Origin of the sequence: Nocardia acidivorans NBRC 108247 (assembly GCF_001625085.1) — a bacterium.
Taxonomy (GTDB): domain Bacteria; phylum Actinomycetota; class Actinomycetes; order Mycobacteriales; family Mycobacteriaceae; genus Nocardia; species Nocardia acidivorans.
In genome coordinates this window covers 19,779-31,448 of record NZ_BDAW01000004.1, presented here as the reverse complement: position 1 = coordinate 31,448, position 11,670 = coordinate 19,779, and the positions used below count along the sequence as shown (strand labels likewise).

At 68.4% G+C, this 11,670-nt stretch carries 12 protein-coding genes; 7 read left to right on the top strand and 5 right to left on the bottom strand.

Annotated elements, in window-relative coordinates; all coding sequences use genetic code 11:
* Window positions 1–57 precede the first annotated feature (57 nt).
* Window positions 58–1,245 (bottom strand): M20 family metallopeptidase, encoded by a 1,188-nt coding sequence (locus NA10_RS01025; protein ID WP_067562080.1) that lies wholly within the window; start codon window positions 1,243–1,245, stop codon window positions 58–60.
* Between the two features lie 344 nt (window positions 1,246–1,589).
* Window positions 1,590–2,297 (bottom strand): enoyl-CoA hydratase/isomerase family protein, encoded by a 708-nt coding sequence (locus NA10_RS01020; RefSeq protein WP_067562063.1) that lies wholly within the window; start codon window positions 2,295–2,297, stop codon window positions 1,590–1,592.
* A gap of 172 nt (window positions 2,298–2,469) precedes the next feature.
* Between NA10_RS01020 and NA10_RS01015 the strand changes: the two genes are divergently transcribed.
* A complete protein-coding gene (locus NA10_RS01015; RefSeq protein WP_067562077.1) occupies window positions 2,470–3,249 on the top strand; it encodes a purine-nucleoside phosphorylase in 780 nt (259 codons plus the stop codon).
* Window positions 3,250–3,738: 489 nt separating this feature from the next.
* Window positions 3,739–5,601: a phospho-sugar mutase gene (locus tag NA10_RS36330; protein WP_067562060.1), complete on the top strand. Its 1,863-nt coding sequence runs from the start codon at window positions 3,739–3,741 to the stop codon at window positions 5,599–5,601.
* A gap of 55 nt (window positions 5,602–5,656) precedes the next feature.
* Here the strand turns inward: NA10_RS36330 and upp are convergent, their stop codons facing one another.
* Window positions 5,657–6,280, bottom strand: a complete 624-nt coding sequence (upp, locus tag NA10_RS01005; RefSeq protein ID WP_067562057.1) for a uracil phosphoribosyltransferase — start codon at window positions 6,278–6,280, stop codon at window positions 5,657–5,659.
* A 138-nt stretch (window positions 6,281–6,418) separates the two neighbouring features.
* Between upp and NA10_RS01000 the strand changes: the two genes are divergently transcribed.
* The 5 genes from NA10_RS01000 (at window position 6,419) to NA10_RS00980 (ending at window position 9,998) form a co-directional block, all read left to right on the top strand.
* Window positions 6,419–6,742 carry a type VII secretion target gene (locus NA10_RS01000; RefSeq protein ID WP_067562055.1) on the top strand — a complete coding sequence of 108 codons (324 nt, stop codon included), beginning with the start codon at window positions 6,419–6,421 and terminating at the stop codon, window positions 6,740–6,742.
* Window positions 6,743–6,881: 139 nt separating this feature from the next.
* Window positions 6,882–8,060: a C40 family peptidase gene (locus tag NA10_RS00995; RefSeq protein ID WP_307188369.1), complete on the top strand. Its 1,179-nt coding sequence runs from the start codon at window positions 6,882–6,884 to the stop codon at window positions 8,058–8,060.
* Window positions 8,057–8,398 carry a hypothetical protein gene (locus NA10_RS00990; protein WP_067562052.1) on the top strand — a complete coding sequence of 114 codons (342 nt, stop codon included), beginning with the start codon at window positions 8,057–8,059 and terminating at the stop codon, window positions 8,396–8,398. The genes NA10_RS00995 and NA10_RS00990 overlap by 4 nt, the downstream gene beginning before the upstream one ends.
* A complete protein-coding gene (locus tag NA10_RS00985) occupies window positions 8,395–8,736 on the top strand; it encodes a YbaB/EbfC family nucleoid-associated protein (RefSeq protein ID WP_067562049.1) in 342 nt (113 codons plus the stop codon). The genes NA10_RS00990 and NA10_RS00985 overlap by 4 nt, the downstream gene beginning before the upstream one ends.
* Before the next feature lie 14 nt (window positions 8,737–8,750).
* On the top strand, window positions 8,751–9,998 hold the full coding sequence (locus tag NA10_RS00980; protein WP_067562046.1) for a SatS C-terminal domain-containing protein: 1,248 nt from the start codon (window positions 8,751–8,753) through the stop codon (window positions 9,996–9,998).
* Window positions 9,999–10,056: 58 nt separating this feature from the next.
* On the opposite strand, the gene NA10_RS00975 is transcribed toward NA10_RS00980, so the two are convergent.
* On the bottom strand, window positions 10,057–11,148 hold the full coding sequence (locus NA10_RS00975; RefSeq protein WP_067562044.1) for an adenosine deaminase: 1,092 nt from the start codon (window positions 11,146–11,148) through the stop codon (window positions 10,057–10,059).
* A 175-nt stretch (window positions 11,149–11,323) separates the two neighbouring features.
* Window positions 11,324–11,593, bottom strand: a complete 270-nt coding sequence (locus tag NA10_RS39340; protein ID WP_307188368.1) for an excalibur calcium-binding domain-containing protein — start codon at window positions 11,591–11,593, stop codon at window positions 11,324–11,326.
* Window positions 11,594–11,670 lie beyond the last annotated feature (77 nt).

The window sequence follows — 11,670 nt, the reverse complement described above, 5'->3', positions numbered from 1 at the left end:
TAACGCGAGCTGCCGCCTCCGGGCCTGATGCTCGCGCCGCGGACCGGCCGGTTGTGCTCACCGAATGTCCTCCTGTCGAAGAAACTGCCGTTGCATGACTCGTTCCGACAACCTGTCCCTATGAAATTTGTCGCCTGCGAGTTGTATCGCGGTGCGGGCCAGAGCCGTTGCCCCGTCGATGACAGCCCGGTCGGCGGAGGCGTTGATCGCCGCCGCCGCGAAGGCGGGCTGATGCGTCACCGCACCACCGGCATCGATGCCGATCACCGGGTGGATACCGGGAATGACGTTGGTGACATTGCCCATATCCGTGCTGCCCAGCGGCCGTGCGGCCTCGAGTTCCGGGGCTATCGGCTCGCGTCCGAGATCGCGGATCTGCTCGCGATAGGCACACAGTAATGCGCTGTCGGGAGTGAGCTCGGTATATGTCGGCGCAAGCTTGCGGATGTCATGTGTACATCCGGTAGCCAGCGCACCTGCCTCGAAACAAGCCGATGCGCGTTGCATCAGATCATCGAGGGCCGCGGAGTCGACTGCCCGTAGGTAGTACAGCAGTTCCGCGTGTCCGGGCACGATATTGGGGGCCACGCCGCCCGAGCCGACTATACCGTGCAGCTGCTGTCCGGGGAGGAGATGTTGACGGAGCAAACCGAGCGCAACCTGCGCAATGGTGACGGCATCCAGGGCATTTCGCCCATACTGCGGGGCAGCGCTGGCATGCGATTCGCGGCCGAGATAGGTGACCGAGAGGTCCGCGAGGGCGAGCGAGTGCGCACCGGCGATGTCCTCCGGGCCCGGATGGATCATCATCGCCATGGCGACACCGTCGAAGACGCCGCGGTCCAGCATGAGGACCTTGCCGCCGCCGCTCTCCTCGGCGGGGGTGCCGAAGACCTTCACGGTGATATCGCAGGCGTCCGCGACCGCGGCCAGACCGAGGGCCGCACCCACCGCCGAGGCGGCAATGATGTTGTGCCCGCAGGCATGTCCGATTTCCGGGAGAGCGTCGTACTCGGCGCAGATACCGACCACCAGGTCACCATGGCCGTACTCGGCGGTGAACGCCGTGGGCAACTCGGCCACCCCGGATTCGATCCGGAACCCGCGCTCGCGCAGCGGCTCGATGGTCTTGGCGACGCTGCGGAATTCCTCGAAGGCCAATTCCGGCTCGGCGTGAATCGAATGCGAGAGCGCCAGCAACTGCTCGCGCGCGGTCTCGATCGCGGTATCGGCGGCACCGAACAGGGCCGGATCAGCGGGATCGACGGGGACATTCACCGACGCAGCATTCCACGACGGCACGGGCAACCCGTACCGACTTATCGGGGGAAACGAATTCCGGTCATCGCCGCCGCGCGATGGTGGCATAAACCACAGTCTTACACCCCCACCGCGCGAGGGCTCGCCGGGTGAGCCGGAAGACTCATCGGCGCCACCGCGCCGGCGGCGAAAAAGTGATGCCTGATCTGGCGAGTTCGGGGTAACTCACCGGGCACCCCCAAAATTGGTGTCACACCTGACCGCACTACCCGTGCACTACTCCGCACGGCACTGAGCCGTGCGCCGAAGTCGCGGAGAGGCGGAGGAACTCAGGCGGGGTTGAAGCCCAGGTTCTCCGGGGTGGTCTCGACGGCCAGGCCCGCCAGGATGTGCTGGTGCAGGGCGCGCTTGATCACCGGGAGGTTGGGCTTGCGGTTGTTCTTGAGGGCGTCGGCCTGGGCCACGGCACCGGCCAGCAATGCCTCGGCATCCAGCTTGCCGTCCACGATCTTGGCGGCGATGGCGTCATCCGCGCCGTAGCGGCGGCCGGTGGTCATGGCCTCGACGGCAACCTGATTGCTGAGACGACCGGTGACCAGAGCGTTCATCGCGACGGTGAACGGCATGCCCAGGTGCACCTCGGGCAGGCACCAGAAACCGCGGTCCGCGCGCATCAGGCGGAAATCACAGGAGGTGGCGAGCATGGCGCCGGCGCCGAAGGCATGACCGTTGACCGCGGCGATGGTCGGCATCTGGAAGGCCAGCAGGCGGGAGTAGAGCGAGTGCACGCGATCGAGGTACCAGCAGTTCTGATCGAAATTGCCGAACAGCCAATCGGTGTCGAGGCCGTTGCTGAAGAACTTGCCGTTCGCGGTGACCACCAGCGCGGCCGGGCCCTCGGACGCCTCGACCTCGTCGAGCAGGGCGTGCACCTCGGTGATCCAATCCGGGTGGAAGCGGTTCTCGCTGTCGATGTTCTGCCCCTCGGCACCGAGGTACAGCACGAACACGTCCCCATCACGCTTCAAATACGGCATGGGTGCAGATTAGCGGGGGCGGGCGCGAAGTCCTACCGACGGGTAGGGAGCGTGCCGCGCGTGGCGGCAACCGTGCGGCGATACCGTGGGCGGGACAGCGAAATATGGGCGAACCGGGCCGGTCAGCGGCATGACCGAGCACTGTAGATCGCCGAGGACTAGGGTGGGCGACATGCTATCCGAGCAGGCCGCGAAGGCTATTGCTGAACGAACGGGAGTGGAGCGCCACCGGGTCGCGGTGGTACTCGGATCGGGCTGGCAGGAGGCCGCCGCGGAAATCGGCGACCCGGCCGCCTCGATCCCGATGGCCGAGGTTCCGGGATTCGGATCACCCACGGCGCAGGGACATCAGGGCACCATCCACTCGGTCGCGGTGAACGACGCGCCGGTGCTGCTGCTCATGGGACGCCAGCATCTCTACGAGGGTCATGAGCCCGCGCAGGTCGTGCACAATGTGCGGACCGCGCTGGCGGCGGGCGCGGAGACCATTCTGCTGACCAATGCGGCGGGCGGCATCCGCGACGATCTGCGCGTCGGTGAGCCGGTGCTGATCAGCGATCACATCAACCTCACCCTGCGGACCCCCATCGCGGGGGCCAACTTCGTCGATATGGTCGACGCCTGGGACCCCGAATTGCGTTCGCTGGCAAGGGAAGTCGACCCGAGCCTCACCGAGGGCGTCTACGCGGGCCTGACCGGACCGCAGTACGAGACCCCCGCCGAGATCCGCTGGCTGCGCACCATCGGCGCGGACCTGGTCGGCATGTCCACGGTGCTCGAGGCCATCGCCGCCCGCGAAGGCGGAGCCAAGGTACTGGGCATCTCCCTGGTCACCAACCTGGCCGCGGGCGTCACCGGCGCACACCTCTCGCACGCCGAGGTCCTCGCCGAAGGCCAGGCCGCCGCACCACGATTGGGCAAACTCCTGCGCGGAGTGCTGGAACGCCTGTAATGCCGGAACCGCCGCGGGGCCAGCCCTCGTCACCCCGGCACGGACCCCGGCATCGCGGCGCGAACCTCGTCATCGCGGCGCGAACCTTGTCACCCCCGTCACGCACCCCCGTCACCGCGGCGCGAGGTCCATCGTCACGCGGCACGAACCTCTCGTCACCCCGGCACGAACCCCGCGTCACCCCGGCACGAACCTCGCGTCACCCCCGGCACGAACCTCGCGTCACCCCCGGCACGACCTCGCGTCACCCCGGCACGAACCTCGCGTCACCCCCGGCACGAACCCCGCGTCACCCCGGCACGAATTTCGCGGCGTCGCGGCGCGAACCCCTCGTCATCCCGGCATGCTTTTGGCCGGGATCCACACCGGCCGCACATGAGCCGACCGCGCGGATTCCGGCCACACGCACGCCGGAGTGACGGGGTCGGGCTGTCTGAACACGGCATCATCGGGTAATCGATCGCCGATATCCGACCATAGGAGGCGCACATGCTGCGATTCGGCACGGCGGGCCTGCGCGGTCCGCTCCAGGACGGTCCCGACGGCATGAACGTCGAGACGGTTTCGCGGGCGAGCGCGGGCATCGCCGACTGGCTCCGGAATCGCTGCCTCGGTGGCGGATTGGTGATCGTGGGCCGCGATGCCCGGCACGGCTCGGCCGAATTCGCCATCGCCGCCGAAGAGGTCTTCGCGGCCGCCGGATTCACCGTGCTCCCCCTCCCCCGCCCGCTGCCCACACCCCTCGTGGCCTACGCCGTGCGCGCACTGGGAGCCGTTGCGGGAGTGCAGATCACCGCCTCGCACAATCCCGCCACCGACAACGGCTACAAGCTCTACCTCGACGGCGGCTCCCAACTCGTCCCGCCCGCCGATGCCGAGATCGAGAAGTACATCGACGCCGTATCCGGCGCCATCCCCCGCACCCGTGCCGCCGAATCCGCCCCGGACCCAAGCATTCTCGGCCTCCCCGCCACCGCCACGGTCGAGGACATGGGTGTCGAGATCGTCCGCCGCTACCTGGCCCGCGTCGCCGAACTCCCCGAAATCATCGGCGGCCCGATCGCGCCCACCCGGCATGGGGTTGCCAGCCCATCCGATCCGGCGACCGCACCCACACACACCGCGGCCGCGGAGAACCCGGTCGCCGAACTTCCCTTGAACATCGGTGGCAAGGTCGCCTCCGCAGAGCAGGTGACCCCCACCGCCCCGAACAGGTCACCCGCGTCGGCCGCGGGTCCAACGGATCCGATCACCGCCCCCACCGAGGATGCGGCCGCGCCGAACCCGGTCACCGGCACGGGCACCGGCAACGGCAACGGCACGGGAACGGGAACGGGAACGGTAGGCGAGACCTCGGACTCGACCATTACCCCGGTGGCGCGGGCCGATATCCGGATCGCGCTGACCGCCATGCACGGGGTGGGTGGGGAGCTCGCCACCGCTGCGCTGCGGGCGGCCGGGTTCGGTGAAGTGCTGGTGGTGGCGGAGCAGTTCGCGCCCGATCCGGATTTTCCGACCGTCTCGTTCCCGAATCCCGAGGAGCCCGGGGCCTCGGATCTGTTGCTGGACTTGGCCGGTCGGCTCGACGCGGATATCGCCATCGCATTGGATCCGGATGCCGACCGGTGTGCGGTGGGCGTGCGGGGCGCGAACGGGTGGCGGATGCTGCGCGGCGATGAGACTGGAGTGCTCCTCGGCGATTACGTATTGCGCACGGCGGCACCGGATTCGCTGGTAGCGACGACTATCGTCTCCTCACGACTGTTGAGCAAACTCGCGCCCGCGCGGGGCGCACGCTATGCCGAAACCCTCACGGGATTCAAATGGTTGGCGCGCGCGGGCGACGGTTTGGCGTACGCCTACGAAGAGGCGATCGGGCACTGCGTCGACCCGACCATCGTGCGCGACAAGGACGGCATCTCCGCGGCCGTCGTCGCCGCCGATATGGTCGCGCGACTGAAGGCCCAGGGCCGCACCGTCTTCGACGTCCTCGATGATTTCGCGATCGAGTTCGGCGTCCACGCGGGCGACCAGATCTCCCTGCGGCTGGCCGATGTGACAGAGGCCGCCGCCGTGGTCGAGCGACTGCGGGTTACACCACCGGTGGAGATCGCGGGAGAAAAGGTGACCTGCACCGACATGTCCCAACTGCGCGGGCGGATGCGCACCGACGCACTGCTTTTCGAGGGTGATTCGCTGCGCGTGGTGATCCGGCCTTCCGGTACCGAGCCCAAGCTCAAATGCTATGTCGAGGTAGTCCAGCCGGTCGCCACACCAGACCATCTCGCCGCCGCGAAAACCGCTGCCGCGCAGCAACTCTCCGAGGTCAGAGCCTTCTGCGAGAAACTGTGAGCGCCCGCTTTCCGGAGCAGGCGTCGCAGGGGCCGCCGGGAGGGCGGAATTCGGTTCAGCGGGGGCCGAATTGGCGGTCGCCGGCGTCGCCGAGGCCGGGGACGATATAGGCGTCGGAGTTGAGGCCGCGGTCGATGGAGGCGGTGACCAGGCGGACGGGGTGGCCGGACTTCTCCAGGGCGGCAATGCCTTCGGGGGCGGCCACCACGCAGATGACGGTGATGTCGCGGGCATTGCGGGTGGCGAGCAGGTCGAGGGTGAAGACCATGGAGCCGCCCGTGGCGAGCATGGGGTCCAGCACGATGACGGGGGTGGTGGAGAGGTCCTCGGGGAGGGACTCCATGTACGGGGTCGGCTGGTGGGTTTCCTCGTCGCGGGCCACGCCGACGAAACCGATGCGGGCGTCGGGGATCAGATTCTCGGCGGTCTCGACCATGCCGAGTCCGGCGCGCAGGACCGGGACCAGCAGCGGGGGTGCTGAAAGACAGGTGCCTTCGGCGGCGGCGACGGGGGTGGCGATCGGGAAGCGGGTGACGGGGGCATCGCGCATGGCCTCGTAGACCAGCAGACCGGTGAGATCGCGCAGCGCCGCCCGGAATGTCGGATTCGTGGTGCGCGCATCGCGCATGGTGGTCAGCAAAGCGGCAGCGAGCGGGTGGTCCACGATGTCAGTGCGCATAGGAAAACGATAGGTCAGCCCAGCGATTCGAGGTGCGGGCCGCCCGAATTCGCCCCGCACCGGAACCGATTCCCCGCCCGGCCCGTCCAATCTTCTGCAGGACGTAATCAGCCAGCGACCGGCACGATGGGGGCATCCATGCACCGGATCACGATCGATCCCGACGGCCTCACCCGCTATGCGAGCACGGCCACCGCCATGGCCGCGACCCTCGCCACCGCGGGCGCCCGCATCGCGGCCGCCGACCCCCTCCTACTCGCCCCCGCCCTCGGCCTCATCGGCGCGGACTTCCTCACCGCCTACCGCGCCGCCCACACCACCCACCTCACCACCGTCGGCACCCTCGCGACCGTCCTGACCAGCCTCGGCGCGGCCACCGCGAGTGCCGAAGCGACCTACGCGACGACCGACGCGACCTACTCCGCCGCGCTCCGCGCGGCGAGCGGGGTGGTGCGGGCATGAGCGCCCGCACCGGGCCCGGGCACCGCGAACCCCCGCACATTGACCGCGAGCGCGCCGACACCTTCACACAATCACTCGATCGCGTGGCCGGGGGCCGAATCGGAGCGGTGCGCAATGCGATCCGGGCGGGGGCCGGGCGGTGAGCGCGGGACTCGAGATGGAGCTGTTGGCCGAGCCGATCATTCAGCTGCTCGCGAGCCTCGGGACCGGGTCGACGGGTGCGGCTGCGCAGGCGCTGCGCGAATCGTCCGAGGTGGTCGACGGCGCGCACGAAACCGGCCGGACCGGGATCAACGGGATGTACGGCAGCTGGCACGGCCGCGGCGGGGATGCCGCCATGGACAAGGCGCTTCAGGTGCAGACGGGGACGGCCACCGTCTCCGATCGCGGCGCGGCGATGGCCGAGGTCATTGATCGAGCCGGAGCCGAGGTGGCCGCGGGGCAGCGCGAAGTGGCGGAGATTCTGCGGTCGTTTCTGGCGAAGGTCGATGCCGTGACGGCGGCGGGATTGACCCCCGCCGCGCTGTCGGCGCTCGTCGGGGCGGCCATCGACCATGTGGGGCAGGCCCTGCGGGTGGTGGAACGGGTGCGCGTCGAACTCGAGGCCGAAACCACCGCCATGGGTGAATTGGCCAAGCCGCCAACGACTCCGGCACCGGCGGTGGTCACGCCGGAGGTGACGAGCGCGGCGGCGATCGAACCCGTCGCGCGAGGCCCGGCGGTCGTGCCCGCGAGCGCCGCGACGGTCGGCGACGGGCAGCAGATCGCCTCGACGGTCGTCTCCTCCGGCGGCCGGGCCCTCGAATCCGGCGCCTCGATGCTGAGCGGATTGTCCACAACGGCCGCGTCCGTGGGTGATTCACCGCCCACCAGCGGCGACCGCACGCATCGCGGCTCGCCCGACACCCGGGCGACCGGCACCGGGGTGAAGGTGACGCTGCCCGACGGCAGTACCGTGGAGGCCCCGAACCAGCGGGCCGCCGATGCGGTGCGCAATGCGCTGAGCGCGGTCGGAACGCCGTACGTGTGGGGCGGCACCACGCCGGGTGCCGGTCTGGATTGCAGCGGTTTGACGCAGTGGGCGTACGGGCAGGCGGGTGTTTCGCTGCCGCGCCTGGCGCAGGAGCAGGGCTACGGGCACACCCAGATCAATCCAGGGGACTTGATGCCCGGGGATCTGGCGGTCTGGGACGGGCATGTGGCGATGGTGATCGGCAACGGTCAATTGGTGGAGGCGGGCGATCCCGTCCAGACGGGTCCGATTCGAACGGAGAACATGGGAATGCGTTTCCTCGGCTTCTACAGGCCCACCGCATGAGCGGGCCGGAGATCCCCCCGCTCACCGTGGCGGCGGCCGCCAATCGCGCGGGCACCGTCACCGTGCACGCCACCGATCAGGGCATGCCGGTGGACATCCACTTCGAGCGCGGTGAATACCGTTACGGCGCACAGGCTCTGGCGGACGAGATACTGCGCCTGACCAAGCGCTCGGCCATTGCCGCCCGCGCCCGCCGCCGCGAACTACTGGCCGAAGCAGGCGTCCCGGAGCAGGCCCTGGACCGCCTCGGCCTGCCCACCCGCCAGGCCTCCGTCGATGCCCTCGACCGTCTCGACGAGGCCGATACCGGCCCGGCGAATTGGCTGCGCAACGCATGAGCGCCGAAATGGACGCGCTGGTCGCCGGCGTCACCAACCAGCTCGAAGCCCTGGAGGCCGCCCTCGCGGGACTGCGCGGCGTACGCGGCAGATTCACCAGCGAAGACCGTTCGGTCAGCGCCGAAGTCGATGGTGACGGCGCGCTCACCGGACTCTGGCTCGCCGAATCGACGACCACCCGCTCACCCGCGGACGTCTCCCGTTTGGTGCTCTGGGCATGCCGCGAAGCCGCCGCGCGCGCCGCCGCGCAACGCGCCGAAGTCATTGCCGGATTGAACGAGTCCCTGGCCCCGGGAAATGTTGGGGGCGACCCGGATAGTGCCCAGGGCGACCACTAGATAGGCTTCCGGTCATGGCTTCTGGAGACATCGTCCCGATCGCGCTCGGCCTGACCAAAGGCGATCTCGTCACCCTGTGGGCACCGCGCTGGCGCGACGGCGATGATGAGTGGCAGGCATTCCTCGGCCACGAGGAGGACCTCTACGGTTTCGACTCCGTAGCGGAGCTCGCCGCTTTCATCCGAACCAATGCCGAAAACGATCTCGTCGACCATCCCGCGTGGAAGATCATCGCTGGTCTGTCGGCCGCCGAACTCGAGCCCGAGGAGCAGTTCGTCTTCGATCTGGTCGGCGTGCCCGAGCTGGCCGCGGACGATCCGGATCCGGAGATCCTCTCCGAACTCGAGGAGACCCTCGAGATGGTCCGCAATATCGGCGACGTCTGCGAACTCGATGTCGTCAACAAGTTCTTCGGCTCGCATCCGGTGCTGGGCGCACTGGCCACCGGCGTGAGCGCCTTCGCCGGTAAGGAAGGCGAAGAACTGTGGGACTCGATCGGCTCGGCCATCAACAAGGATTGGGACGCCGTGCTGGACGCCATCGACTCGGTGGTGGAGATCCCGGAGGTCGACGCGGACGCGGTGGCGGTCGCCGAGGCGGAACTGCTTGCGGCGGAAGAGAACATCGTCGACGCCGAGGATGCCGCCGATACCGATGAGGATATCGAGCCGGTCGACCTCAATGCCGAGGACGAGGACGAAGAGGACGAGGAGCTCTCGTTCTGGCACGAGGTCGGCATCGACCCGGTCAAGATCGTCACCTCCGAGGGCACCTGGTTCACGTTGCGCTGCTATGTGGACGATGAGCCGATCTTCCTCGGCAAGGACGGCTCCATCACGGTCTTCGGCTCCGAGCGCGCGCTGGCCCGCTACCTGGCCGACGATCATGAGCACGATCTGGCGCGGGTGAGCACCTACGGCGAAATCCAAACCGCCGCGGTCGACGGCGGGCTCGAGATCGAGGTGGACGAGGAAAACGTCTACGTGCTCCCCGGCCTGGCCGACGACCTGGCCGAGGGACCGCAGGCGGTGGATACCGATCAGCTCGACCTGGCGGTCGAATTGTTCACCGACGCAGCCGATTACGCCGAGGAAGACAATGTCGAGACCGCGCTGGCGGTGTCCTCGCCGCTCGGCTGGTACGTCTCCTACCTGCTGAACCCGGACCCGAGCCGGATGGCCCCGAATCCGCCGTTCAAGGCCGAGGCCGATGCCTGGCGGGCGCTCGAGGAAGCTTTCGAAAGCCGCCTCAGCAAGGCATAGCGCACCGAAAAGCCAACCACCGCAGGCCCCTTCAATTCGGAGGGGCCTGCGGTCGTGTTCAGCCGATCAGGACGGCGTAGCCGGGCTTGATGACCTCGTCGATGATGCGCAACCGCTCCGGGAACGGGATGAACGCCGACTTCATGGCATTGATGGTGAAGCGCTCCAGATCGCTCCAGCCGTAGCCGAAGGTTTGAGCGAGCTTGTACATCTCCTCGCTCATGCTGGTATCGCTCATCAATCGATTGTCGGTATTGACCGTCACCCGGAAGCGCAGGCGCGCAAGCAGATCGAAGGGATGCTTGTCGAGCGAGGGCACCGCGCCGGTCTGCACATTCGACGACGGGCACAGCTCCAGCGGAATTCGCATGTCCCGCACGTAATTCGCGACCAGGCCCAGTTTCGGGCCGTCCGCCGAATCGGTGATGTCGTCGGTGATGCGCACGCCGTGCCCGAGCCGATCGCAACCGCAGAAGGCGAGGGCCTCATGGATGGACGGCAAGCCGAACGCCTCACCCGCGTGAATCGTGAAGTGCGCGTTATTGACTCGCATGTATTCGAACGCGTCCAGATGCCGGGTGGGAGGGTAACCGGCCTCCGCGCCCGCGATATCGAAGCCGCCGACGCCGCGATCGCGCCAGCGCACGGTGAGTTCGGCGATCTCCCGCGAGCGCGCGGCATGGCGCATGGCGGTGAGCAGGCAGACCACCCGGATCGGGGTGCCGGCCGCGGCGGCGAGCGCCTCGCCCTCGCGGAAGCCCTCGATGGTGTACTCGACGACCTCGTCGAGGCCGAGTCCGTTCTCGAGATGCTGTTCGGGGGCGAAGCGCACCTCCGCGTAGACGACACCGTCGGCGGCGAGGTCTTCGGCGCATTCGCGCGCCACCCGCCGCAGGCCCTCCGGGGTCTGCATGACCGCGACGGTGTGCGCGAAGGTTTCCAGATAGCGTTCCAGCGAACCGCTGTCGGCGGCGTCCCGGAACCAGTTGCCGAGGGTTTCGGCGTCACCGGCCGGTAACTGGTCGTAACCGCAGTCGCGAGCCAGCTCCAGTACGGTCGCCGGGCGCAGGCCGCCGTCCAGGTGATCGTGCAGGACCGCCTTCGGCGCCTGGCGGATCGAAGCGAGAGTGAGGGGCGTCGGTCCAGTCATGTAGAAACGGTAGCCGCATTCGCGTTCTGCGGCATGGGAGTTCGCCCGTGTGCACCCTCTCGTAGGCGTGTCGTTGCCCACGCGTTGCTGGGTTTCACGCGCGCGTCACCCGGCGACCGCTCGCGAATCACGCCGCGGCCGCACACGATCGCGCTCTCACCGGGCGATCGAAGGGTCAGTATCCGCAGGCGACGCCGTTCCCGTCCGGATCCAGCTGGCGCGTATACCCGGGTTGCCCCATCAGCAGCGGGGCCTTGCCCTGGGCGCGCACCTGTTCGCAGTTGACGTAGTACGGGTAGGGGGCGGATCCGGTGGTGCTGGGCGGCGGGGTGTTGTTGATCCTCGGCTCGGCGGAGGCCACGGCGGGAAGTATCGCCGTACACGCGATGGCGCCCAGACAGGCCACCACCGACGCCCGTAATCGGAAATCGCTTCTATGCTTCACGATTTCAGGCTAGGCCGATCCACCGGCTACCGCCCCAACCCTGGTCAACCGGGCTCAATCTTGATCCCGGCCCGGCG